Raw genomic sequence first — 25,950 nt, forward strand, 5'->3', positions numbered from 1 at the left:
TTTCTGAATATCAATAAGATCGTTAGTTGTTAGAAGAAAATAAAAGTAATACCACTAAACAAAATCCCACTCGTGTAGAGTGGGATTTTCGTTTTCTATAAATTCTGTATTAGAATAGTTCTAGCTGTTGTCCTGGAGCATTGGGTGGTTTAGGCTTCTCACCATAGAAAAGTTGGATATTAGCAAATTGCTTATCAGTAATACACAATATTCCGACTTTTCCGTGTTTAGGGAGGCAAGCTTTCACACGCTTTATATGCACCTCTGCATTCTCCACACTTGCACAATGACGGACATAAATGGAGAACTGAAACATTGTAAAACCATCTTTCATCAATGATTTACGGAAGTCAATATATGCTTTCTTTTCTTTCTTTGTTTCTGTTGGTAAATCGAAGAATACGAGAATCCACATAATTCGATATTCACTAAAGCGGTAAAAGCTGACCATAATAAATAAATGTTACATCTCTGGATAACTAATACGACGAGTCTCCCCAGAAAAGCATTTAGCAAGCGAAGCTGTAGTTTGCTGAGCTGCTATCATCAATGGGCTACGTTTACCATTCACGACAACATCTATCATTGGGATACTCAATAACTCCATCTTTAACTCTTTTGAAAGAGAAGAGACATTGTCAAATCGATGAAGAATATCAATAACCAGTTGATCAACATAAGGACGGTAGGGCTCCATAATATCATCAGCAAGACAATAAGCATTGTAACGATTATGATGGTGTATACCCAGAGTCGGTAATAATCCACTCCCAACTAAAGACCTTGCAATAACAGCCCGTAGAATGGCATACCCGTAATTCAAGAGGTTATTGGGTGGAGTCCCCTCTCTATCACGTACAAAATCAGGAAAGTCAAGGAAAAGATTACGCCAGTAATAAGCGGCTGCTCTTGCTTCAAGATTGTCGGGATCACCACTACGTACATCATTTGACCATACACACATGCAACGTGTCTCTTTATCGGTATTAGACCTTAAGACACATTCTTGATTAAGGATCTTCTGCTTCACAGTCTGTTGCCATAACTGTTTACGCAATGGAAGTGAAGAGTCAAGTTGGGAACGGAATCGTTCATTTTGAGTTTTATGACCACATAAAGGAAGTAGTAATCCAACAGGCATACTTTTGGGATCGCATGTTATGACGGCACAATTATTTTCTAAAAGCGCATCAAGTACACCAGAAGTAACTGTTATACGACGATTATCAAGTATCACCACCCCGATATCTTCTATCGGGATGGTGCGCTCAGCTTCCTTCTTCATAACTTCGGGCAAATTTCCGTTAACTTCTACTTCTGGTAGATGCAATACTAACTGCTCATTACGGAGACTCAGATAGATAGGGTTACTGAAACAAAGCGTTTTCTTTATCATAAGCAAATAAGATTGTTACTAAATAACTTTGATGACGTTCCCTAAGCGATCTACCTCAAGTTTCAAGCAGACAGCCTTGATCATCTCACCTGTTATTGCTTTCTCCATCTTATTAAGAGAGGAATATTCCATTTTATTCACAATACTAATTGCGACCCGAGAAGGAATAAACATACATTGAATCCCAGTAGAACTAACCATTTTATAAATTCTTTCTTTATCTAAAGAACATATATCAGAATGTATTTCTTCTTCCATCGGTACATATACCAAATCATTTGGTGACAGGTAGAACTTCAAAAGTATTCCTTTATCATTCTTCTCTGGAACAGGACTAAGTCCTTGCTTCAAGCGTTCAACGACTTCATTTAGAGGGATCGTTTTATAACTACGTTTTCCTTCTTCATCTTCATAGATTGCAAAATAAAGATTTGTTCCCTTTTGAGCCTCAACATATTTAGCAGACTTATTGCCACTTTGTCCGACAGGATACTTCGCACCCATCGGCTCAAACAATCGTACTTTAAGAATTGGCTGATGCTGCTTCCCATCATTATAAAGAGAAATGTTCTGATTCATCTCCATTATACCTTCTGGTGTAAAAGCAACGTTAGGATCTCCACCTTTTGCCTGAAGATAGTTTTTCAATATCTTTTGAATGCCTGTATCGGTAATACTATCAATATGTTTGCTATCAAATGACGTATCTAAAGATTTCCTTGTCGCAACTAATTGTTCTTTTTCATCACTAAACTGCCATACTTCAACTTTTTCTATCTTCTGCATATTCAATCGGTAATTGATACTCTTAAAGTGAGCAAGCAATTGCCGAGTATTAAAATTTTTCTTTACCAATTTATTAATATAGTCACGCAGATCCTTATCACAAATAGCAGGAATATTCTCTAAAGCATCTTTCAACTTCACAGTAACTTTACGACGAAGATTGACATGTCCAAAGACTGTCTCTTTATGCATAGGCTTCCTTATTGCCCACATATCATCGCCTCTCTGCTCTGCTATAACCTTCTTTCCTTCTACATCATATCGCTCATAATAATTCGTTGCTTTATTAATAATACGAACATAATTCTTGAAACTAACTATCACATCTTCTAATGCAGCAGTAGCATCTTGTGTGAATGTTTTCCACGGTTTACGAATAGTTCTGTTCTTATCACAAAGTTTTTGCCGCAAGTCCTCACGCTTCTTAGGATTGTTTGCAGACTCATTATTTAGATAGTTTATTATGTTGCGAGAGGTACACGCAATTACAAGCGCATCCATTGCATGATGACGGTGATCGATACGTTTCTTATTAAACCCACGTTGTAGCTCTAATGGAACGGCTGTTTGGAAGACTCTTTTACCATCCTTATTCTCCCATTGTCCAAAAGCCTCCGTACCCGTAAGTCTATTTAAACGCTCAAAACGAGGATATACTATTTTGTTCCAAACATCATTTAATCCCCAGTCTTTCTTCAATCTATCTGTAATACCTCCCGAACAAGACACGACAAACTTTGATGTAGCTTCTTCTTCTCCTTCTGCACGAACAATATTAGAGAGCAAAGCCTTTACCACCTTACTTATATATCTACTGTCATTCATCTGACGATTAAGGAATTCTTGTGGTATATCCTCCAGTAGAAGATTCTCTCTTTTACGTTTATTGTGCGCATAATGGTCGTTTACAAAAGCCTTATATTCACTTTCACTGAGAACCTTTACATCACCCAACATTGTGCAATGAATGATCTCTCCACCATGATTCTTTATGAATTCATATCCTAACATGTTATCTTTCAGACTATTTACCTCTGATTCACAAATAACTTTATTACTAAAGGAGTCATCAAAATAACGACTTTGTGGAATAACATGTTCTATTTGATATGCTGAAGTAAAAAGCTTTGTAAGAGAAATCGACTTACCTGTATAAGGCGAACGATACTTCTGTTCAAGCCATAACTTATATCGTTGGAGTTCCTTCGCAGAAGGTTGAGCCATGGTTGATATCTTTGTTATCTCTGTAAAGTCCTTATCATCCTTGGTCAATTCCTGTAAAACTCCCTCTTCATAGATACGCAACTTCTCCTGTTGCATTGGGGAATAAGGGCGCACATCTTTAATATTAGGATCATTTTTCAACTCCAATAGTAGACTTTTAATTCGGAGATTCGTATTCTCATTACGCAGAACATTCTCAGAGATACGGGCACGTTGGTCGGCAGTGCTCTTCATATTTCGACCTAATTCCACATGAATCTCATCTATATGTCCTGCTTCTTTCCAAATATCGTGTACTGTTCGAAGCGTCTCTAAAATACACTGTTCAACTATCGGATTACGAAGAGAATGCTGTTTAAAGCCATTGATATATGCCAAAAGACTTTCAGGAGTTTCCCAATGTTGTATTTCTGCAGCCTCTGAATGACGTCCATATACAACATAACAAGCCAACCATACTGGTAACCCTTGGAAATCTGACAATTGATTATATGAAGAAACAGAAGCACTTATCTTCTCTTTAAGTTTCTCATCTATATCTCCTTGCAGTATCTTAGTGATATTCCCCTTTGTTGTATCACAAATATCTGTTTCTCGCCAAAGGCTTCCCATTCGCATAACAGCTAAGAGTTTCTTTATTGCCTTTTCTGAGTAAGCACCATACTCTCTCTTGAAAGGCTTAACTTTCAAGAAGGATTCAACAAACGCATCATCATCTTTTAGCTTGCGCAATGCCTCCTTTGTCTCCTCTTTCGACTCAACTGAATAAAGTAAATGCCATAACCGATATTCTTGTCCAGGCTTCTCTAACCAAGAATGATCGATTCTTGCTCTATCAAGAGCAAGCAGTAATTCATGCCGTGTTTCATTACAAGGATATTTCTTCTCTTTGTCTTCTATATAGTTCCAGCGAATAGGGAAAACTTTCTCCGAATTAACTGTTATCTTCTTCAACTTGAAGAACTCTTTCAGTAATGTTTCTTGATTTATTTCCTTTCGGTCATTAAGATAGGCAAACAAACTCACATAATGATCCTGAGTAGGAAGATAATCAGCTGTGACTTCCTTGTCATCAGCTTTGTTAAAGAGACGGAGATTGGATATAAACTGCCACAAACGGAATTCTTGATAATAAGGATTCGACTTCGCAATACACTTAATTCCCTGTCGTTTTATCTCCCCTGTCTCTTTATCTACATATTTATAGGCTTCGTATGGACATTCTGCTATCAATGATTTCTTTGTCTTTAATGGTCTCTGATAGAAGATGAGGTCTTCCAAAAGTAGATAGGCAAGATCCTTTGTCAACAGACTATTGCGATGAGGTTGATTATTCTTATATAATTCTTGAGCACATTTATTCAAATAATCTCCGCTACGTAATTCTTCATGATATTTACTTTGCTCACAAAGAATCGCATATAGTTCTTTCTTATAATATTTACGTTCTATCGTACGAATAAACTTTCCACGAATCTTATCAGATGGTTCTGCCAAGAGATGATCATATACAAAAGCCCCCACTGTCATTTTAGAAGAATCCAACAGCTTTTCCGTTCGTTTTTTTCGAAGTCCCCAATCATCCTCACTTGGAGAGCGGAAAGATCGTTTGACATCTCCATTCTTATCCTTTTTGAGAGTTATTCCATCTTTTTCATATTCAGTCGTGACAATAAACTCTCTGATCTTACCAACCCAATCATCCAACGGAATCTTACTCTGACGACGATAGATCCAACCATTCTCTAACTTAACATTGTACCAAGTATTCCCATTCTTACCCTCTTCATCAGCCTCTACACCTACGACTTTTAACTCATAATACTCCTCACACTTCGTAGGGTTATCATCATCTTCCTCTCCACGCAATTGATAATAACCACGTTTCTGATTGAAATTTAGTAGTATCCATGCAAGTTCTTCTTTCCGAATAGGCTGGCTAAGGGCTTTCTTACGAAGATAATAAATAGTCCAGTCGAGTGGAATCTTCTTCCCATCAGAAACCAATGATGGTTGACTTTTAGCAAAGTCTGCCATCATCTCATGGAAAGATTCCATAAAAAGGAAACGCATAGACCCATCCTCTTTGCGCTCCCAAGCCAACTTTGGTTCACCATGATTCAAAAACTTACCATAAGTCGAAGGCTCATTCTTATTCCAACCTATGGCACTATCATAGTGAGGAGGTAGATATCCAAGGACATGCAAGACCCTATGTAAACGCTCACGGCGTAGCAAAGAGCGTTCTCTTATCCTTCGTACTCCACGAAACCCAGTACGCACCGAGGTCTGAGACTCCGTCACACCCTTATCAAAATTACCAAGAACATCTTGGCTCATAGGGATAATACGACTACCAAGTTTAATGTCTCTCAAGTAATTACCGTTGTCATCAACGCAGACTTTAGCCCAACCAATACTATTGGTTCCCAAGTCTAAACCAAGAATTGTTGTCATTTTCTTCTTGTTTTGTTTGGTTTTTAGTTATTTAATTCCTATATTTGCACTCAGATATTTTCAAGCAAGTCACAATAAGGATTATTCCGTTGTGAAAACAAACAAGGTGGGGCAACTCACCTTCTTTCGTTTTATAGAGACAAAGGTAATACTTGTTTCATAAACCTACAACTATTTCCCCGCTCTTTTTTAAGAATTATTACGTCCAGTATTTATATGTAATTTACCTTTAACTATTCATATTATCACAGAGTTTTAGGATATTTTATTTCCTATATCCATATACTCTTTTGATATACATCCACTTTGATTCCATCTGTTTTGTCGTATGATTTTACAACATAATCGTCTCCGTTTATCCCCTTAAAAACCTAATTTATTTTTAATTCAACTTGCTGTCACTTTTAACAATTACCATAACTCGTTTATTATCAGAAGTTTAATCTCAGTTAATTTGTGACAGTAATGACAGCAAAAATAATTTGAATGCTTCCTCAAACATAGTCTGACAGACTATGGGAAAGTCTAACGGAAGATCGTTAGGGAAAACCTTTTAAATTTGAGAGGGCGTTTCCTTGATAGAAAGAAGGCGTTTCTTGGTGTCAAAGAAGGCGTTTCCTTGATAGAAAGAGGGCATCTCTTGGTGTCAAAGAGGGCGTTCCTTGGTATCAAGGGGAATACCATCCTACAATGTAGAAAGAGATTAATTTATAGAAAAAGGGCATCATGCAATCTATAATTCAATTATTTTGTGTAAGTTTGCATATTATGAAACAGAACCTCAGAAAGATATATCTTATATGCTTATTCACCCTTATTACGGCAGTAGTAGGAGCCAGTAATGATGGGAAAAGCTTCATTAGTTATCCTGGCGGGAAGTGTTATATGTTTCGAGTAACGCTTCGCGACAAGGCTGAATCGCCTTATTCTTTGGATAAACCGAGGCTTTTCTTATCCGAAGCTGCACTGAAACGGCGTGAGAGGCAGCACCTTCAACTTGACTCAACTGACCTCCCTGTGTCGCCAACATACATTCAGAAGATACGCAAAGAAGGTGGGAATGTGGTCGCAATAAGCAAGTGGAACAACTCTGTCTTAGTGCGTGGCAATAACAGACAGACGTTAGAAGATCTCAAGGTGTTGCCTTTTGTGAGAGACAGCAAGCTCGTTTTCACCTCTCCCGACTCGATCCGTCCGTTGTCACAGCGCGTTCGCTATCGTCCAGACTTGCAAGTACTCGACTCCACCATACATGATTATTATGGTATGGGAAAGGCACAGTTGGAGAATCTCAATGGTCGGAAGTTGCACAACATGGGCTTCCAAGGACAGGGAATGACCATCGCTGTGCTTGATGCAGGCTTCATGAACGTGGATAAAATGCCTGCTTTTAAGAATGTCAACATCGTTGGAACGCATAATTTCGTTGCTGGTTATGATGCCGATGTGTACAAGGAAATGGATCACGGAACGAAGACTTTATCCGTTATAGCAGTCAATCAGCCCTCTACCTTCGTAGGTTCTGCACCGAAAGCGAGCTTTTGGTTGTTGCGTTCGGAGGATTATCTTACAGAGAGTTCGGCGGAGGAAGACTACTGGATAGCCGCTGCTGAGTTTGCTGACTCCGTCGGTGTCGATGTCATTAGTTCGTCTTTAGGCTATCACGGCTTCGATGATAAGAGTCTAAACTATCATTATTCCGACCTCAATGGACTGACGGCACCCATCTCAAAGGCGGCTTCCCTGCTTGCATCCAAAGGCATTATCCTTGTCAACAGTGCGGGGAATGATGGCATGGGACCGTGGAAGAAGATCAATGTACCAGCCGATGCGCATGACATACTCACGGTAGGTGCGATTGCACCAGACGGCATTAATGCTGCTTTCTCATCGATTGGTCCAACGGCAGATAATCGAGTGAAACCAGACGTAATGGCGTATGGTTGTCCAACAAATGTGGTATCGGGTAGGGGATATATAACGCCCGATACGGGTACATCCTTTGCCTGTCCGTTGGTGGCAGGGATGGTTGCTTGCTTGTGGCAAGCCGCTCCTAACACGTGTGCAAAGGACTTGATAAAGGTGATTCGGCAGACATCTGATAATCATCTGAAGCCTAATAACATCATGGGTTATGGTGTTCCCGATTTCATGGAGGCGTATCGCCAAGTGGTATTGCCTAAGGATAAGTAATGTAATTTACACCTTTTATATATATAGAAGCACACATGACGACAAAAGCACTCACCCTCTATGAACTGAACGCATTGGTATCGGATGTTATCAGTAGCACCTTATCGCGTTCTTACTGGGTTGAGGCTGAATTGTCCGAAGCACGTGAGAGCCGTGGACACTGTTATATGGAACTGATCGAGAAGGACGCTCGTGGCAATGTTCCCATTGCACGTGCTCAAGCCAAGTGTTGGCATAACGTGTGGGCGGAGATACAGCCTTCTTTCATCAAGATAACGGGTCAGACGATCCATGCAGGTATGAAAGTTATGTTGCTTGTGCACGCTCAGTTCCATCCTCAATATGGGTTTTCTTGGATTGTAGATGACATCAATCCCGAGTTTACCATGGGCGACATGATGCGCAAACGACAGGAGATTATCCGACAGCTAAAGGCAGAAGGCGTCTATGACTTGCAACGCGAATTGTGCTTGTCGATGTTTGCTCAACGCATAGCCGTCATCTCCTCCGAGACAGCAGCAGGTTATGGCGACTTTTGCAATCAGTTACTTCATAACGAGTTTGGGCTTGCCTTTCATGTAGAGCTGTTCCCCGCAGTGATGCAAGGAGACCGGGTTGAACAGAGCATTATCAATGCTTTGAATCTAATTAACGAACGGGAAGAGGATTTCGATTGCGTTGTTATCATCCGAGGAGGCGGTGCGACAGCCGATTTAAGTGGTTTTGACACCTTGAATCTGGCGGAGAATGTGGCTAACTTCCCACTCCCGATAATCACAGGAATTGGTCACGAACGTGACGAGAGTGTGCTGGATATGGTTTCATTCATGCGTGTGAAAACCCCAACAGCAGCTGCCGCTTACCTCATCAATCAGTTGGCTGCAACGCTGGCAAGGGTTGAGAACGCACAAGCAAGCATTGTTGAGGCTGTTCAACGTAGGTTAGAACGGGAGAAGATGCACATACAACACATTGCAACTCACATTCCTATGCTCTTTTCTGTGGTGCGTACTCAACAGGAAGCACGGCTCGATAGTCTTGCACAAAGGTTGGTGAATAGGATGAAGGAAAGGCTTTCTAAAGCCCGTTACGACCTTGATTCGATGATGCGATATGCTATTCCTACCCTTGTAGGATGCCTTTCTAACGAGCAACGTCGCATAGATATGCTCGCTCAACGTGCCCAACTGATGGATCCGAAGCTGCTTTTAAGTCGAGGATATAGCATTACCTTACACAATGGGAAGGCTGTTCGCAATGCCTCACAACTGAAGGCTGGAGACGTTATCACCACTCGCTTTGAGCAAGGAGAGGTGGAGAGTGTGGTAAGGAAATAGCTCGAAGGAACCCTTTAAACCCTTTAATACAATCAAGAAGATGAAAGAAATGAAATATGAAGACGCCGTTCAGCAACTCGAGAGCATAGTTGACAAGATGGAACGAGGCGAACTCGATGTTGATTCAATGGCTGCTCAACTGAAGCAAGCACAGGCTCTTGTGAAGCTGTGTAAGCAGAAGCTCAAGCACACCGACGATGAGATTCAGAAGCTGTTAGCCAATCAGTAGCAATAAAGCGAACGATGGGTTGCAGGGAAAGATAAATTTGTTTACTTTTGCATTAGGCTATGGCAGGATGCAATTAAATACTTATATGATATGAAAGATATAGATTGGAAGAGTTTGACATTCGGTTATCTACGCACCGACTACAATGTTCGTTGTTATTACCGAGACGGTAAGTGGGGCGAAGTAGAGGTCTGTTCGGATGAGTACTTGAAGTTACACATGGCTGCAACGTGCCTCCACTATGGTCAAGAAGCATTCGAGGGACTAAAGGCTTACCGCTGTCCTGATGGCAAGGTACGCGTCTTCCGAGCAGAAGAAAACGCTGCCCGATTACAGAGCACAGCCCGTGGTATTGTCATGCCAGAGGTTCCGACCGAGCTATTCGTTGATATGGTGAAGAAGGTGGTACGCCTCAATCAAGAGTACATCCCACCTTATGAGAGTGGAGCAACGCTCTATCTGCGCCCGTTACTATTTGGTATTACAGCAGGCGTGGGCGTTCGTCCGGCAACAGAATATTGTTTCTTGATCTTTGCCACACCAGTAGGTCCTTACTTCAAAGGTGGTTTCTCTTCCAATCCATACGTCATTGTGCGTGACGTGGATCGTGCTGCTCCACTGGGAACAGGCATGTTTAAGGTGGGAGGAAACTATGCCGCTTCATTGAGAGCCAATAAGATGGCGCATGAAAAAGGGTATGCTTCGGAGTTCTATCTGGATGCTAAAGAGAAGAAATATGTTGATGAGTGCGGTGCAGCTAACTTCTTCGGAATCAAGAATAACACCTATGTTACGCCGAAGTCAACGTCTATCTTGCCTTCAATCACTAATAAGAGTCTCATGCAGATAGCCGAAGACTTGGGCATGAAAGTCGAACGCCGACCTGTTGCGGAGGATGAGTTAGACAGCTTCGAAGAGGCTGGCGCGTGTGGTACTGCAGCTGTTATCTCACCTATTTCACACCTTGATGACTTGGAGACAGGTAAGGTTTACAACTTTGGAGATCAACCGGGACCATGGTCAAAGAAGCTCTATGAGACCCTTCGTGGCATACAATATGGTACGATCGAAGACAAACATGGATGGACAACCGTCGTTATTGAGTAAGCAAGAGGGCGTTTTTAGAATATAATCAGTCTATTGATAGGATCCATCGTAAGCAACATTTAGTATATAAAATATTTGGTGTTGTGGTGATAAAGTGGTACTTTTGCAGATGGAATTATTGTAAAGACTGACACAAACAAAGTTTATTTATAATAAAGAAAGGCATTACAATGAGTATTACAAGTAAGATGCAAGATGCGTTCAACACGCAGATCATAGCAGAACTCTATTCATCTAATCTTTATCTCCAGATGGCTTGCTGGTTCCGTAAAGAGGGCTGGAAGGGCTTCTCCAGTTGGATGTACAAGCAGGCAGAAGAGGAGCGTTCACATGCCATGGACATGGCTCAGTTCGTTCTACATCGTGGTGGTGAGGTTGTGTTGACAGCGATAGATGCAGTCAAGACAAGCTGGTCTGATCCTAAAGAAGTATTCGTTGACACATTGGCACATGAGCAGAAAGTAACTGAATCTATCAATCGCTTGGCTGATGTAGCAGATGAGGAAAAGGATCGCGCATCGCAGAACTTCATCGCAAAATACATCGATGAGCAGGTTGAAGAGGAGCGTAATGTACAAGACATACTCGATTCCTTCTCTCACTTGTCAAGCCATGCTATTGCACACATCGATAGCAAGTTAGGCGATCGTAAGTAATTTTTAGACTCTACCTAGCCTCCCCCAAGGGGAGAAAAGGAGCCTCACCCCTAACCACAACCAGCCTCACCCCCAGCCCCTCTCCGAATGTTAAAACCTCCCCCCACCCCTCCCAAGGAGGGGAGTGCCTAGCGGGAGTTAGTTAGGGAAAAGTCTCTTTAATTCAAAGAGGGCGTTTCTTCGATGTGAAGAGACGCCCTTTTCATTGCAAGGAAACGCCCTCTTCAAAGCGAAGAAGGCGTTTCTTTGTTTTGAAAGGGGCGTTCCTTTAATTAAAGATAATGCCACACTGTAGGAACAGACGCCCTCGTCTGTCCGCATAGGGGAAGCTGCTTGTTATGTAAGGTGGAATGTTGGAGCGGACAGACGAGGGCGTCTGTCCCTACTTTGTGGTGATCTATAGCACAGAACAAACAACTCGTTTACTTGTCAACTATCAACTCGTCAACTCGAACTAATCATAATTTTGAATTACACTTGGGCGTCAGCTTCTGTGGATTCCAATGTTCCTTTAGGAACTCTGTGTCGCCTTGCGGCTTCGTGTCATCCATGTATTCCGTGTTAAGGAAAGCCTCTCCCCCGCCCCCTCTCCGAATGGAGAGGGGAGTAAATAGTATTGTTTTCCACAGAACAAGCAACTCGTCAACTTGTTAACCAGTCTACTTATCCACTCTACCTAATCATAATTTTGAATTGTGAACTTTGAATTTTGAATTAAAGAAAAGCCTCCCCTAACTTGCTTCCGTTAGGCACTCCCCCCCTTGGGGGAGGCTGGGAGGGGTTTTACAACAGCGGACTAAGCAGGCGAACAACCGACTCCCACAATCGTTGCAAGAAAGGTCTCTTGATCAAACGGCGCACATCTTCTAAGTCAAGGCTGCCGGATTGATCCTTTAAAAATACTTCTTTCACACGCAGAGCGATCTCTTTATCATAGAAGAAAGCGTTTGCCTCAAAGTCATTCTCAAAGCTCCTGAAGTCGACGTTGGTAGATCCTATGGTCGCCATGGCGTCATCTGAGACCAGAAGTTTCGAATGATTAAAGCCCTCGCGATACAGAAGTATTTTCACACCAGCCTTTGCTGCCTCCATAACATACGACCTCGATGCCCACTCAACAACCTTTGTATCGGTCTCATAAGGTATCATCAGGCGCACATCAACACCCGACAACGCTGCCACACGCATGGCAAAGAGGATGGGATTTGTTGGTAGGAAGTAAGGCGTTTGCATGTAGACATAATGCTTCGCATTGGTTAGTATGCGCACATACCCTTGTTCGATCTCTGGCCAAAGACTTGTTGGACTACTCGTAACCACCTGCACCAAGTTGTCATTCTGCCCTATGATGATCTCCGGATAATAGCTCCGTTCGGTGATAAGAATCTTCGATACGAAGTACCAGTCTACCAAGAAGGCACGTTGCAGACCGTAGACTGCGGAACCCGTGATCTTCACATGCGTATCACGCCACGGCTGTCGCACAGTCCCTTGGACGTATCGTCGGGCGATGTTCATACCTCCGATGAAGCCAACCTCTCCATCAATGACACAAATCTTACGATGGTTTCGATAATTCACTCTACTTGTGAAGGCAGGAAAACGCACTGGCATAAAGGCATAAACCTCCACTCCTTCGTTGCGCATACGTGTGAAGAAGCTGTTAGGGGTACGCCATGAACCTACGTCATCATAGATGAGTCGCACCTCAACTCCTTGTCTTGCTTTGTCGATAAGAGCATCGGCAACGATTCGACCGAGTGGGTCGTCAGAGATAATAAACGTATCGAGATGGATGTGATGTTCGGCTTTTCCAATCTCCATCAGTAGTGAGGGAAAGAAGTCATAACCGCTTGTGTAGATCTCAACCTCATTGTTCTTGAAGGGCAAGGCGAGGCTTTGATTCATAAAGAGGTTACTGATGTTGCGGTATTCTTCAGGTATATTGAAGTCCTTCTGTTCGACGAACTCCAGCATAGAACGCTTCGTTAACTGGTCGAGACTCTGCTGCCATATCTTGCGTTCCTTGCGTGTATTCTGACCGAAGAAGATATACAGAACGATTCCTAAAAGGGGTACGAACATCAGCACCAACATCCATGCCATGGTCTTGGCAGGCTGCCGGTTGTCCATTAGAACTCGAACCATTGCCATGATAACAATGATGGAGTAAGCTACGAGGAAGAGCCAGTGTACGTATATCATCGTTGTATTATCTTTTTGTATTCAGCATCGTTTCGCCTCTTAACGTTATTTTTCACCTTATTATATAGGTGCCTCCTGCGATGTGTCAGATGCCTTTTTTTCATTCTGGTTAGCAGTTCGCAAGTATTGAATATATGCCAGTTCCTGTTTCGCGTATTCCATATCTTCTTGATTCTTCAGCATCTCTCGCAGTAGTTTTTCAGCCTCATTGAGTCGTTGCAGACCAATGAGAACATACGACTTACGGCGTAATAAGAAGCGACGAAAGCCCTGCAAGGGCTCTTCCACTTGGTCATCTTCGATATCACGGAGGCTGTTATACACGTCATTCAGCATATCCTCAATAGTCACAAGAGCACGAAAATCATTCATATTCACTAAGCAGTTGATATACGTTTCGGCGTATCTTATGCTATTCCGACCCACTGTGAACGATAGAAAGAAGAATGCCCTGTCATATTGCAGCATCTCCATGTGACAGGAACCGAGCATAAAACAGATTTCAAGGAACGTCTCTTTGGCACTGTTATTCAGCGTTGTAAAGTCGTAAAAGAGCCGATAGAACGCATTAAACAAGTGTGGTATCGCCTCCACGTAACGCTTTTGAAGATAGAGCCGACGCCCTCGATAGAGATAAGAAGCCACTGGTTGCAACAGAACAGTAGCCAGTAAGCGTTCTTCATCAGTAAGTTCTCCCTCCTGACTATTGGCGAGTTTGCTTTGAGCCTCTTTCCATGTGTAGATGAACTCATCGTTGAGTTGCTTGTCTGTACGCAAGTCGTAAGCTACAAGAGCACTCTCCATGCGAACGTTGGTTTCGACAGATGACAATGAACGAGAGGGCGTTGCAGGCAATGGGAGCAGCGTTCCTGTAATCCTGTAATATAATATGTCCTTCGCTTTCCCTACTTGTTGCAAGCTGATAGTCATGCGTTGTCGGGTGTCAGGAGCCGATGGAAGGAAGAAAATCAGGTCTAACATCGCATGTTGTCGCACGAACTTTCCACCTTCAATCAGTGGTGTGGAGAGGTCGAACACTTCGATCGCCTGCCTATCAGCCAAGTGATGAATTTCATTCGTGACAATGGTTAATTCAGACGGAACAAAGTTTGCCATGCCAAAGGCGACATCCATCCACTGTATTAGAGAAGCAGGTTTATTATCATTCTGTCGCCATCCCGGTGCAATCTTCTGATGCGTTAGCTCTTGTTCACGAATCATGTAACAGCTTCTCTCCACATCGCTTTTTGCAGCTTCCAAGTCGTCTGTTTCGTTCTCTTTAGCCTCCTTTTCCACCGTATTAAAGCGTTGGCAGAAAGCGTTCTGACTCCCAAATAGATTCGACATAGCCGTCGACAGAATATCTTTCGCACGATCGCTGTCTAAGAGAAGGTCAAAGAATAGGTGAATATCAACGTTGTTCTTCGCTTCATTCAGCGTGTAACAGAAGCGCGGACCATCAGAGTTTATGTTCATCTCATTACACAGTTGGCGAACAAGATGCACGTTAGCTAAATCTGTATCAGCGATATAGAGATAGGTTAACTCTATCATCTTCGTACCCGGAAAGAGGTGGATTCCGAAGTGCCCACGCTGGAAGTCGTACTGAACGAACCGCACTCCAGACTTTTCTTGAGTCCATTCCACCTCACAATTAAGCTCCTTGAGCGCCTTAGTCACCATCTGTTTGTTAGTATCGGAGGTAATATCGCCCAGTGAGAGGGGCTGTGTAAAGAGTCGTTTTATCTTCTCAATCATATCAAAATATCGCTTCCTAAGCGTTTAGCGAGGATATTCCTCTTGTTTTGCATAGCGTTAATTTCCTTCAACATACCCATCATCTCGTCCGTATCTTTGGTTTGCTTCATCCTTGCAACAAGTTCTTTGAGATGCGAGTCATAGTAGTCTAACAGGTAATCGGTCATAATGTGCAACACACGCTCACGCAGACTGTGCTCCGTTTCCTTAACTTGTAGACTCTCAGAGAGCTGGAATCGGTCAACACTTAGGCGTACCGCTTCATTGGCAATATCGATGTCCACATGTTGAGTGAAGTATTCTTCGGCTTTGAACTGTGGGTCGGCACAATGTTCAACAGCCTCTTGCAGCATCTTAACATACAGTGGATTGGTAAGCGAAAGACCGTTCTCCATCAATGTATAAGCTATATATTGAGCCACTGTAATATTGAGTAATTGCCCCGTAGACTCATCTTTGATGTCACGCAAAATGATCTTATCTCCATCTTTCACAATGGTTTGCATGATCATTCGTTCCACCTTCGACACCTGCAAAACAGTGCTCGCAGCAGGTTGCGCAACGGCTTGTTGCTCACGAATAGCAGCCTCCTTTTGGATTTGCTGTTCGCGTGTCTGCTGCTCACGATACTGATGTATATTGCGGTTCATCTGCTCCATCAACGTGCGTTCGGACACTCCCGTGCGATTGGAACACTCACGAATATAAGTGTCACGGAGTATAGGGTCTTTGATCACCGATATACTCTGAACGATGGAGCTGATGGCTTCCGAACGTTTAATAGGGTCTGTTACGCCTTTAAGCAGGAGGTTAATTTTAAAGACAATGAAGTCTGTTTGGTTCTCTTCAACATATTGTCTGAATGCCTCCGCACTATGAGTTCGGGCGAACTCATCGGGGTCTTTCCCGTCAGGAAGCAGCAGAACCTTCACGTTCATACGCTCGGCAAGCAGCATATCAGTACCTCGCAAGGCTGCATGTTGACCTGCGGCGTCACCGTCATAGAGCAGAACTATGTTCGAAGTAAAGCGGTGTAACATACGAATCTGGTACACCGACAATGCTGTACCACTGTTAGCTACAACGTTCTCAATGCCTGATTGGTGCATAGAAAGCACATCCGTGTATCCTTCCACCATGTAGACAAGGTCGTGTTTGGCTATTGCTTTCTTCGATTGGAATATCCCGTAAAGCTCACGCTCCTTGTGGTATATAATGCTATCGGGCGAGTTTACATACTTCTGAGCCACTCCCTTGGTGCGTTCATCCAATAGTCTACCACCGAAAGCGGTTACTTTTCCACTCACGCCAACCCATGGGAACATCACACGACCATTGAATCTATCAATCAATTCGCCATTCTCTCGTTCAAAACAAAGTCCCGTCTTCACCAGAAACTCACGTTTGTACCCAGCTTGCAAGGCTGCTTCAGAGAAGGCATTGCGGCGTGATAGGCAGAAACCTAACTTGAACTTGCGGATGATATCATCCCTGAAACCACGGCTACGAAAGTACTGCAAGCCTATAGCAGTACCATCCACGTCATTGTGGAGGATGTTTTCAAAATACTTCGCTGCCCACTCGTTTACCAGAAACATCGATTCGCGCTCGTTCTCCTGTTGCTTTTCTTCAGCAGAGAGTTCGCGTTCGTGTACTTCAATATGGTATTTATTCGCAAGCCACTTCAATGCTTCTACATAGGTCATCTGCTCATGCTCCATGATAAACTTCACTGCATTGCCCGCCGCCCCACATGCGAAACACTTGTAAACTCCCTTTACGGGGCTTACAGAAAACGATGGTGTGCGGTCGTCATGGAATGGACATAACCCCTTAAAGCTCGTTCCTGCCTTGCGAAGAGATACGAAATCGCTGATGACTTCAACGATATTCGTAGCATCCATTATTCGATCTACTGTTGGTCTGTCAATCATTATTTTACAAAGATAATACAAACCTTTGACATAACAAAGAGCCTCAATAAAAAAGGTTGTAATCGGTTCCGAGAAAAGGAGAAGAGCCCTTGCTTAATTCAAAATGCACAATTCATAATTCAAAATTATGATTAGGTAGAGTTGATGAGTTAGCTGGTTGACAAGTTGACGAGTGATTAGTTCCGTTGTTGAAAAGCGTCAATAAGTTCTTTGCTATAGCATTTTTAACACGGATGACACGGATGGCACGAAGCCGCAAGGCGACACAGAGTTCCTTACGGAACATGGGAATCCACAGAAGCTGACGCCCTCGTGTAATTCAAAATTCAAAGTTCATAATTCAAAATTATGATTAGGTAGAGTTGACGAGTGGATGGGTTAACGAGTTGACGAGTTGTTTGTTCTGTGGGAAACAATACTATCTACTCCCCTCTCCATTTGGAGAGGGGTCGGGGGTGAGGCTTCTTAAGTAGGGACAGACGCCCTCGTCTGTCCGCCTTTCAAGCCCTTTGTAACACCCCGTTAGGCAACATCCCCTCCTTGGGAGAGGCTTGGGGAGGCTTCCTATTTCCTGTGTTCTGGCGGACAGACGAGGGCGTCTGTCCCTACAGGTTGGCATTATCTTTAATTAAAGGAACGCCCCTTTCAAAACAAAGAAGGCGTTCCGTTGATACGAAGAGGGCGTTTCCTTGCAATGAAAAGGGCGTTTCTTCGATGTGAAGAAACGCCCTCTTTGTATTAAGGATGTCTTATCCTTACTGGTTTCCGTTAGACTCTCTCCCCTCCTTTCGGAGGAGTTGAGGAAGGCTTTCGGAGGTCTGGTGGACTCTCATTAAATAGGAAAGTAGGTGGGAATCAACGATATATTCTTAATCATCTATGACAACGTTCCCACCCATAAGCACCTTTTGAGTGCCATTCATATAGGTTATTACGATCTTAGTAAACTTCATTGTCGTTGCATCGCCATACGTATAATAATAAGAGTTGTTCCACTCCCACGAACCCGATTCGAACTCTTCTACAGGACCAGTAGCCCTAAATACACCTTGAGAACATACATCACCAACATCATTCAAAACAACGAAATGGAAGTGAATATAGCGTATTGTACTCTTGCGGGTATTGACAAATGAAAGGCTCATAGTGATCTTTCCGTCCTTATCATCCCAATCCCAATCCTTCACGTAGCCGTAAGGTGCAATCTCACGGAGTCTTGTGATATAACTCGCATACCTATCCGCAAAGTCTGCCATGGCATTAACTCCCTTCTGCTCATTCATTGCAAGCTCTCGCTGAAAGGCTTTCCAATGATACATGAAAGCGGAGTCTTCACGCATATCTTCGGTTATCTCTGCCTGATGTGGCACCTTATATTCTAAGCCGAGATCGCCCTCCTCTTCCGTAAAGAAGTAGATGGAATCGTTTTTAATACCGATTACTTCCGTCACATTCAAGCCGTCTATCAACTCATCGCAGATTGAACAAGACAAGGAATAATTGCTTAGATCCACACGATGAGCCGAATGGGTGCGCCGATACTGCTCCCTTTGATTAGCCTCATCAATCTCTGCCATTTGTCGACGCAATACCTCATCAAGCGAGTCCTGTTGCGCTTTGGCTGTGGAATCAGCAATCTCCTGACCACGACGTTGGTTCAACATATAATATTTATCAGCTAACTGTCGGTTGCGTTTATCGATGGCTTGCGTCAGAGCAGAGCCCGACAAATGTGGGATATCCTTGCTTTTCCTGATATACTTAGCGAACTCCTTTTCCAAAACAATAGCAACATTACTGTTGTTCGTAAGCACATATAGGCAATTAGTCGATTTATCATAAGCATAGTTCTCAACGATATCATTGACCTCACGCACCATCCTATTCGTCACAACCTCATAGTATCCCAGTCCGTTGCGATGGTAACTCACGAACTCTTTACGCATCATCGAGTTGCGATCGGAGTACTGTGCTTGAATGCATTGACACGTTAGCAATAGGCAAAGAATTGTCAAAACCTTTCTCATAATGTGACTTTGATAAATGTACTCAATAGTCTGATTTCTTTCACAAAAGTAACAAGAATATATGAGAAAAGCAACCATTCAAGCATAAAATATATTTCAGATTAATCATTATGATATTATCTTCACAGTTAACTAATACTCCGCACCTTTCTCATCACGACCTTTTCACATTCGGCTGCGCACTTCCCTATCGCCCTATAAAAGCCTCGCCAATCCTATCCACCACGACAATTTAATTTTAAAGAAAGCCTCCCTTCGATTGAAGAAGAGCCTTTCTTTTCATCAAGAAAGGCGTTTCCTCTATTTAAAGAGGGCGTCTCTTCGACAGCAGTCTATCAATTACCTGACTATGAGAATATTATCCCTCTCTTATCGAAACAATCGATAATAAGAAAAACCCTGAGGGTTCTCTTAAGAGAACCCTCAGGGCTACTTTATTATTAAAGTAATCGCCTAATAAAAATCAAAACATTACCTTAACACTAATTATACCAAATCTCACCACCAAGCAGATGCTCTGCATTGGTGCTCTCCTGATTGCTCTGATTCTCGAAGTTGTAGTCATCGAAGAAATCTAAGGTCTTAATCTCTTTCATTGTAATTACCTCCGTAAATTAGATTAATTAGTAAATTGTATGTCGAATCGTTGTTAAATGACATGTACAAAGATAGACAAAATAAAAGTAAAAAGCAAATGATTGTATGTTAAAAAGCTATTTTTAAACATTTTTTACCTGTTTGGTAAGACAGAGTAATAGGTTTTTAAAGACAGAGTAACAGATGAACAGAAGTCAATCCAGCCTCCCCAAAAACTCCCCCCACCCCTCTTCTTTAATTCAAAATTCAAAGTTCACAATTCAAAATTATGATTACTTCTGTTTGAAGTAAGGCTTTGCTGAAATGCTTGTATCATATAGTTTCAGTGTAATGAGGCTGTGTCTTGTTAGCAAGGGACAAAAAGGCAAAAAGAAAGAAACGTCCTACTCAAATAAAGAAGGGCGTTTCTTCATATCGAAGAGAGGCTTTCCTTGCATCGAAGGAACGCCCTCTTCGTATCAACGGAACGCCTTCTTTGTTTTGAAAGGGGCGTTCCTTTAATTAATGATAATGCCAACCTGTAGGGACAGACGCCCTCGTCTGTCCGCATAGGGGAAGCTGCTTGTTATGTAAGGTGGAATGTTGGAGCGGACAGACGAGGGCGTCTGTCCCTACTGTGAAGCCTCACCCCCACCCCCTCTCCGAATGGAGAGGGGAGTAGATAGTACCATTTCCCACAGAACTAACAACTCGTTTACTTGTCAACCAGTCCACTCGTCAACTCTACCTAATCATAATTTTGAATTGTGAACTTTGAATTTTGAATTACACGTGGGCGTCAACTTCTGTGGATTCCCATGTTTCTTTAGGAACTCTGTGTCGCCTTGCGGCTTCGTGTCATCTATGTATTCCGTGTAAAGATATGTCTCACCCCCAACATCTCTCCGATGGAGAGGGGGAGTAGATAGTACCATTTCCCACAAAACAAACAACCCGTTTACTTGTCAACCAGTCAACTCGTCAACTCGAAGTAATCACAATTTTAAATTACACAAGGTTTTTTAAAAATTTCCGTTAATTATCTCCTCAATAAGAGGAAAGTCCTTTTTTTTGTTTACCTTTGTACATTGATAAGATTGAGAGATATAATATGACAGATAAAACACCAACAGAAGGGACACACAAAAATCCTTTCTTTCTACCATACGATACACCGCATGAGACGGTGCCATTCGATCGCATTCGCATAGAAGACTATGAGGAAGCTATGATGGAGGGCATTCGTCGTGAGGATGAACAAATAGAGAAGATCGTTAATAACCCTGAAGAACCAACCTTCGAGAATACTATCATACCCGAAGATGATGTACAGGGACGAAAGCACTACTACGATTTGTTGAATCGTGTGGAGGCTGTTTTCTTTAATATGCTAAGTGCTGAAACGAACGATGAGATGGATGCTCTGGCACAGAAGATGAGCCCTATTCTCACGAAGCATAGCAATGATGTGAGTCTGAACCCTAAGGTGTTCGAACGGATCAAACGTGTGCATGAGCACCATCGGGAGCTGACACCAGAGGAAGCCAGACTACTGGAGAATAGCTATGACGGCTTTGTTCGTAGTGGTGCGTTGCTTGATGAGGATGGAAAAAACCGCCTCCGCCAACTCACCGAAGAGGCTTCTATGCTCTCATTGCAGTTCTCGCAGAACCTTCTCAAGGAGAATAAGGCTTACACCTTACATATTATTGACGAGCAGCAACTCGATGGTTTACCTGATACAGCACGTGAGGCAGCACGCGAAGCAGCCAAAGAACGCGAGCTTGAAGGGTGGGTGTTCACACTCGATGCACCGAGTTATGGACCATTCATGATGTACAGTACGCAAAGAGACTTGCGTCAGGAATTATACATGGCACGCAATACTCTGTGCATAAAGGACAATGATACGAATAATCTTGAGGTCTGCAAGCGTCTCGTGAACCTACGTCGTGAGATGGCACAGTTGCTTGGTTACGATACATACGCTGATTATGTCATGAAATATCGCATGGCTTCTTCGGTGGAGAATGTCTATAAACTGCTTAACGATCTCATAACTGCTTACAAGCCTACTGCACTATCTGAACATGCGGAAGTAGAGGCTTTGGCAAAGGAAATGGAGGGCGATGACTTCAAGATGGAGCCATGGGATACAGCTTATTATACGCATAAGCTGAAGATGAAGAAGTATGATCTTGACCCCGAGATGTTACGTCCCTACTTTGAAGTAAATAATGTCATTAAAGGTGTATTCGGGCTTGCCACTCGCCTTTATGGTATTACTTTCAAGGAGAATAAGGCAATTCCGGTGTATCATCCAGACGTTAAGCCATACGAAGTCTACGACAAGGACGGCAGCTACTTAGCGGTTCTCTATGTCGATTTCTACCCTCGTAAAGGCAAGAGGGATGGTGCTTGGATGACCGAGTTTCAGGGTCAGTGGATCGATAAAGACGGCAAGAACGTGCGCCCGCATGCGTCTTTAGTGATGAACCTATCTAAGCCAACGGAGGACAAACCAGCGTTACTTCGATTGGGAGAAGTCGAGACTTTCCTGCATGAGTTTGGGCATTCTCTACATGGAATGTTCGCTAACACGCGCTTTGAAAGCATGTCTGGTACCAACGTCTGGTGGGACTTTGTGGAGCTACCCTCGCAATTCATGGAGAACTTCGCAGTAGAGAAAGGCTTCCTAAAGACCTTTGCTTTCCATTATCAAACAGGTGAACCGATGCCCGATGAACTGATTGACAAGATCGTTGCCAGTCGTAACTTCGGTGCTGCAACAGCCTGTTTAAGACAAGTTACATTCGGTTTGCTTGATATGGCGTACTATACACAAAAGGATGAGTTTACCGATGATATCATTCCTTTCGAGAAGCAGGCTTGGGCAAAGGCGATTATCGGTGAACAACGCAAGGACACGTGTATGACGGTGCAATTCTCGCATATCATGGCGGGAGGATACGCTGCCGGATACTATAGCTACAAGTGGGCTGAGGTGCTGGATGCCGATGCTTTCAGTGTGTTCAAACACGAAGGAATCTTTAACCAAAGCACTGCGCAACGTTTCCGCGACAATATTCTCTCTCGCGGAGGGACGGAACATCCAATGGAACTCTATAAGCGTTTCCGCGGTCAAGAACCAACGATAAAGGCGCTGATGGAGCGTGATGGCATTAAAAACAACAAGCAGCTCGAGGCATGAACACCAAGCAATCTCTTCTTGACTACCGTTATCTACGGATGGCGAGGATATGGGCGGAGAACTCATACTGCCGTCGGCGACAGGTCGGGGCATTAGTGGTTAAGGACAAGATGATCATTAGTGACGGGTACAATGGTACGCCAAGTGGATTCGAAAACATCTGTGAGGACGAGTCCGGAACGACGTTTCCTTACGTCTTGCATGCCGAGGCCAACGCTATCACGAAACTGGCAAGAAGCAGTAATAACAGTGATGGTGCAACACTTTACGTGACGGCTTCTCCATGTATTGAATGCTCTAAACTGATTATCCAAGCAGGCATCCGTCGGGTCGTATATGCCGAGAAGTATCGCCTAACTGATGGTGTCGACTTGCTGGAGAAGGCTGGTGTAAAGGTTGAATATAAGGCTTTGGAGGACGGACAGGACTAATATAATAAGGTGTAGGAATGCCCGTTGACAATTTAAATGTTTATGAATCAAGATAGAAAAAATCGTTTCGTTCCATTGTTGATGGCTGCTTCAGTAGTCGTCGGAATCCTCATTGGCACCTTTTATGCCAATCACTTCTCGGGTAACCGATTGAACATCATCAACAGTGGAAGCAATCGATTGAACAACTTACTACATATTATTGACGATCAATATGTCGATTCGGTCAACATCGACGAACTGGTCGAAAAGGCTATACCAGAGATCCTTTCGGAGCTTGACCCACACTCTGTTTACATCAGCGCAAAGGATGTTCAAGCTGCTACAGATGACTTAAAAGGATCGTTCTCGGGCGTTGGCATTGAGTTTATCATACGTAACGACACATTGAGAGTACAGAACGTTATCAAGAATGGACCAGCCGACAAGGCTGGCATTCTGGCTGGTGATAAGGTCGTGAGTATCGGTGGTAAGCCCTTCGTGGGGAAGTCGGCTACGAACGAAGAAGCCATGCGCAGGCTCAAAGGACCTAAAGACTCTAAGGTCAAGATAGGCATTTTGCGCTATGGAGATCATCAACCGAGAGTGTTCACAGTAACGCGTGGTGACATCTCAGTTAAGAGTATTTCAGCAGCTTACATGTTGAATGACTCCACTGGATATATACGTGTTAAGAACTTCGGCGAACGCACTTATGCGGAGATGCTTGCCGCTCTGCAGTCATTGAATATACAAGGAGCTAAGCAGCTGGTAATCGACCTTCGCGACAATGGAGGGGGCATTCTTGATGCCGCCGTACAAATGGCTAATGAGTTCCTACCGAAGAATAGGCTCATTGTATATACACAAGGAAGGAAGAGCCCAAGGGTTGATTACCGCAGTGATGGGCGTGGAAGCTATCAGCATATACCAATGGTTGTACTCACAAACGAGAACTCTGCGTCCGCAGCAGAGATCTTCGCGGGGGCAATGCAGGACAATGATCGAGCCTTGATAGTGGGTCGCAGGTCGTTTGGAAAGGGTCTTGTACAACAGCAAATACAGTTCCCTGATGGCAGCATGATACGCCTTACAATAGCAAGATACTACACTCCGTCAGGCAGATGCATACAGAAACCATTCAAGCCAGGCGATAACATCGACTATGAGAACGACATCCTCACACGTTACAAGAATGGGGAATTCTTCTCACAGGATAGTATCAAGCATAAAGGACCAGCCTATCACACTCATAACGGGCGCACCGTTTACGGTGGAGGAGGCATTACGCCTGATATATTCGTGCCCGAAGACACATCGAAGGTGACGTCTTATTTCAAAGAGGCGGTGCTTAGTGGACTGATGATGCAGTATTGCTTCAATTACACGGACAAGTATCGTAAGAAGTTAAGTACCTACACAGAGATGCGCCCACTGGCTGCTTATCTGGGCAAGCAGAACCTTGTCAGCGATTTTGCTAACTATGCCGACCGCAACGGGCTACGCCGTCGTAACCTCATGATCATGCGTTCGCACACCCTACTGGAGGATTACCTCAACAGTAGAATCATCTATAATATCCTTGACGAGCAGGCTCTTTACGAGTATGCTAACCTCACGGACGAAACCGTAAAGCGGGCTTTAAGCGTCTTCAAGATGCCCCAGAGCCTTCTTCTAAAACCTCAAACTCATGCACGGGATACGTCTGTTTCGCACAGACAAGTCCGTCCTAATGTAAGAAAATAATGACATACAACCTGTCTCCTAAGCCCTCCTCTCCCACATGGGAAGAGGACGTTAGGGGAAAAACGAAGCCTGAGTTGCGCCGTTATGTACGACTGCTCAAACAGCAGTTTACGGCTGAAGAACTCACAGAACAGTCACACCTCATTATAAATAAGGTGCAGGCTCATCCGCAATTAAGGGTTGCTAATACCATTTTCTTATATACCTCAATGCCCGACGAAGTCAATACACACGGGCTTATTCAGCAACTCTACGATGACGGGAAGCGCATACTGCTCCCCGTAGTAGTGAGTCCGACGGAGATGGAACTGCGTCTCTTTCGGGGGTGGGAAGCAATGGAATGCAGTTCATTTGGAATCATGGAACCCACTGGTAACTACTTCGATGATTATGAAAGCATTGAATTTGCCCTTATTCCGGGCATGGCTTTCGATGCTGAATGTAATCGCCTCGGACGTGGAAGAGGCTATTACGATCGCTTCCTACCGCTGATAAGCCGTGCTTATAAGCTCGCTGTCTGCTTCTCCTTTCAGTTCTTTGCACACATCCCAACCGAAACAACGGACTTAAAAGTGGATGAGGTTCTGACGGGAGAGGCATTCTAAGCGATACTAACATTGGTTTTTTCGACTACAAAGTAGTGGCTTCTATTATTTAAAACATTATTTAACCAAAAGCCAAAAGGATTTAACATCCTT

The 25,950-nt window shown here is 43.3% G+C and carries 16 protein-coding genes; 9 read left to right on the plus strand and 7 right to left on the minus strand.

Features of this window, described 5'->3' with window-relative positions; all coding sequences use genetic code 11:
• Positions 1 to 109 precede the first annotated feature (109 nt).
• Genes cas2 through cas9 form a run of 3 tightly spaced genes read right to left on the minus strand, consistent with a single transcriptional unit; the run spans position 110 to position 5,863 of the window.
• A complete protein-coding gene (cas2, locus tag D464_RS0109705; protein ID WP_024985837.1) occupies positions 110 to 451 on the minus strand; it encodes a CRISPR-associated endonuclease Cas2 in 342 nt (113 codons plus the stop codon).
• 12 nt (positions 452 to 463) lie between these two features.
• Positions 464 to 1,396: a type II CRISPR-associated endonuclease Cas1 gene (gene cas1 / locus D464_RS0109710; RefSeq protein ID WP_018911230.1), complete on the minus strand. Its 933-nt coding sequence runs from the start codon at positions 1,394 to 1,396 to the stop codon at positions 464 to 466.
• Between the two features lie 18 nt (positions 1,397 to 1,414).
• Entirely contained in the window at positions 1,415 to 5,863 is a 4,449-nt protein-coding gene (cas9, locus tag D464_RS0109715; protein ID WP_018911231.1) for a type II CRISPR RNA-guided endonuclease Cas9, read from the minus strand.
• Positions 5,864 to 6,631: 768 nt separating this feature from the next.
• Between cas9 and D464_RS0109720 the strand changes: the two genes are divergently transcribed.
• From D464_RS0109720 to D464_RS0109740, 5 genes are all read left to right on the plus strand, one after another.
• Positions 6,632 to 8,056, plus strand: a complete 1,425-nt coding sequence (locus D464_RS0109720) for a S8 family peptidase (RefSeq protein WP_018911232.1) — start codon at positions 6,632 to 6,634, stop codon at positions 8,054 to 8,056.
• Positions 8,057 to 8,091: 35 nt separating this feature from the next.
• Entirely contained in the window at positions 8,092 to 9,393 is a 1,302-nt protein-coding gene (gene xseA, locus D464_RS0109725; protein ID WP_018911233.1) for an exodeoxyribonuclease VII large subunit, read from the plus strand.
• A gap of 40 nt (positions 9,394 to 9,433) precedes the next feature.
• The gene (gene xseB / locus D464_RS0109730; RefSeq protein ID WP_004383232.1) at positions 9,434 to 9,622 is read left to right on the plus strand and encodes an exodeoxyribonuclease VII small subunit; all 189 of its coding nucleotides are present in this window, start codon (positions 9,434 to 9,436) and stop codon (positions 9,620 to 9,622) included.
• Positions 9,623 to 9,712: 90 nt separating this feature from the next.
• Positions 9,713 to 10,729: a branched-chain amino acid aminotransferase gene (locus D464_RS0109735; protein WP_018911234.1), complete on the plus strand. Its 1,017-nt coding sequence runs from the start codon at positions 9,713 to 9,715 to the stop codon at positions 10,727 to 10,729.
• A gap of 170 nt (positions 10,730 to 10,899) precedes the next feature.
• Positions 10,900 to 11,385 (plus strand): ferritin, encoded by a 486-nt coding sequence (locus tag D464_RS0109740; RefSeq protein ID WP_004383230.1) that lies wholly within the window; start codon positions 10,900 to 10,902, stop codon positions 11,383 to 11,385.
• Between the two features lie 783 nt (positions 11,386 to 12,168).
• Here the strand turns inward: D464_RS0109740 and cls are convergent.
• The 4 genes from cls to D464_RS0109760 all read right to left on the minus strand — a co-directional run bounded on the left by cls (position 12,169) and on the right by D464_RS0109760 (position 19,309).
• A complete protein-coding gene (cls, locus tag D464_RS0109745; RefSeq protein WP_018911235.1) occupies positions 12,169 to 13,590 on the minus strand; it encodes a cardiolipin synthase in 1,422 nt (473 codons plus the stop codon).
• A gap of 60 nt (positions 13,591 to 13,650) precedes the next feature.
• On the minus strand, positions 13,651 to 15,348 hold the full coding sequence (locus tag D464_RS0109750) for a hypothetical protein (protein ID WP_018911236.1): 1,698 nt from the start codon (positions 15,346 to 15,348) through the stop codon (positions 13,651 to 13,653).
• Positions 15,345 to 17,282 (minus strand): DNA primase, encoded by a 1,938-nt coding sequence (gene dnaG, locus D464_RS0109755; protein WP_026284682.1) that lies wholly within the window; start codon positions 17,280 to 17,282, stop codon positions 15,345 to 15,347. Before dnaG ends, D464_RS0109750 begins: the two co-directional genes overlap by 4 nt.
• An 869-nt stretch (positions 17,283 to 18,151) precedes the next feature.
• Entirely contained in the window at positions 18,152 to 19,309 is a 1,158-nt protein-coding gene (locus D464_RS0109760; RefSeq protein WP_244264092.1) for a hypothetical protein, read from the minus strand.
• Between the two features lie 1,687 nt (positions 19,310 to 20,996).
• Between D464_RS0109760 and D464_RS0109770 the strand changes: the two genes are divergently transcribed.
• Genes D464_RS0109770 through D464_RS0109785 form a run of 4 tightly spaced genes read left to right on the plus strand, consistent with a single transcriptional unit; the run spans position 20,997 to position 25,857 of the window.
• The gene (locus D464_RS0109770; protein ID WP_018911241.1) at positions 20,997 to 23,096 is read left to right on the plus strand and encodes a M3 family metallopeptidase; all 2,100 of its coding nucleotides are present in this window, start codon (positions 20,997 to 20,999) and stop codon (positions 23,094 to 23,096) included.
• Positions 23,093 to 23,527 carry a deoxycytidylate deaminase gene (locus tag D464_RS0109775; RefSeq protein WP_018911242.1) on the plus strand — a complete coding sequence of 145 codons (435 nt, stop codon included), beginning with the start codon at positions 23,093 to 23,095 and terminating at the stop codon, positions 23,525 to 23,527. Before D464_RS0109770 ends, D464_RS0109775 begins: the two co-directional genes overlap by 4 nt.
• A 42-nt stretch (positions 23,528 to 23,569) precedes the next feature.
• A complete protein-coding gene (locus D464_RS0109780) occupies positions 23,570 to 25,252 on the plus strand; it encodes a S41 family peptidase (protein ID WP_024985836.1) in 1,683 nt (560 codons plus the stop codon).
• Entirely contained in the window at positions 25,252 to 25,857 is a 606-nt protein-coding gene (locus D464_RS0109785) for a 5-formyltetrahydrofolate cyclo-ligase (protein ID WP_018911244.1), read from the plus strand. Before D464_RS0109780 ends, D464_RS0109785 begins: the two co-directional genes overlap by 1 nt.
• The last annotated feature ends 93 nt before the right edge of the window (positions 25,858 to 25,950 follow it).

Origin of the sequence: Prevotella veroralis DSM 19559 = JCM 6290, assembly GCF_000377625.1 — a bacterium.
Lineage (GTDB): Bacteria > Bacteroidota > Bacteroidia > Bacteroidales > Bacteroidaceae > Prevotella > Prevotella veroralis.

What these genes read in the sequence shown, in the direction of transcription:
- D464_RS0109780 (WP_024985836.1), top strand. Translation starts at nt 23,570, where the DNA reads ATGAATCAAGATAGAAAAAATCGTTTCGTTCCATTGTTGATGGCTGCT.
- cas9 (WP_018911231.1), bottom strand. Translation starts at nt 5,863, where the DNA reads ATGACAACAATTCTTGGTTTAGACTTGGGAACCAATAGTATTGGTTGG.
- cas2 (WP_024985837.1), bottom strand. Translation starts at nt 451, where the DNA reads ATGGTCAGCTTTTACCGCTTTAGTGAATATCGAATTATGTGGATTCTC.
- D464_RS0109760 (WP_244264092.1), bottom strand. Translation starts at nt 19,309, where the DNA reads ATGAGAAAGGTTTTGACAATTCTTTGCCTATTGCTAACGTGTCAATGC.
- dnaG (WP_026284682.1), bottom strand. Translation starts at nt 17,282, where the DNA reads ATGATTGACAGACCAACAGTAGATCGAATAATGGATGCTACGAATATC.
- D464_RS0109740 (WP_004383230.1), top strand. Translation starts at nt 10,900, where the DNA reads ATGAGTATTACAAGTAAGATGCAAGATGCGTTCAACACGCAGATCATA.
- xseA (WP_018911233.1), top strand. Translation starts at nt 8,092, where the DNA reads ATGACGACAAAAGCACTCACCCTCTATGAACTGAACGCATTGGTATCG.
- D464_RS0109785 (WP_018911244.1), top strand. Translation starts at nt 25,252, where the DNA reads ATGACATACAACCTGTCTCCTAAGCCCTCCTCTCCCACATGGGAAGAG.
- cls (WP_018911235.1), bottom strand. Translation starts at nt 13,590, where the DNA reads ATGATATACGTACACTGGCTCTTCCTCGTAGCTTACTCCATCATTGTT.
- xseB (WP_004383232.1), top strand. Translation starts at nt 9,434, where the DNA reads ATGAAAGAAATGAAATATGAAGACGCCGTTCAGCAACTCGAGAGCATA.
- D464_RS0109750 (WP_018911236.1), bottom strand. Translation starts at nt 15,348, where the DNA reads ATGATTGAGAAGATAAAACGACTCTTTACACAGCCCCTCTCACTGGGC.
- D464_RS0109735 (WP_018911234.1), top strand. Translation starts at nt 9,713, where the DNA reads ATGAAAGATATAGATTGGAAGAGTTTGACATTCGGTTATCTACGCACC.
- cas1 (WP_018911230.1), bottom strand. Translation starts at nt 1,396, where the DNA reads ATGATAAAGAAAACGCTTTGTTTCAGTAACCCTATCTATCTGAGTCTC.
- D464_RS0109775 (WP_018911242.1), top strand. Translation starts at nt 23,093, where the DNA reads ATGAACACCAAGCAATCTCTTCTTGACTACCGTTATCTACGGATGGCG.
- D464_RS0109720 (WP_018911232.1), top strand. Translation starts at nt 6,632, where the DNA reads ATGAAACAGAACCTCAGAAAGATATATCTTATATGCTTATTCACCCTT.
- D464_RS0109770 (WP_018911241.1), top strand. Translation starts at nt 20,997, where the DNA reads ATGACAGATAAAACACCAACAGAAGGGACACACAAAAATCCTTTCTTT.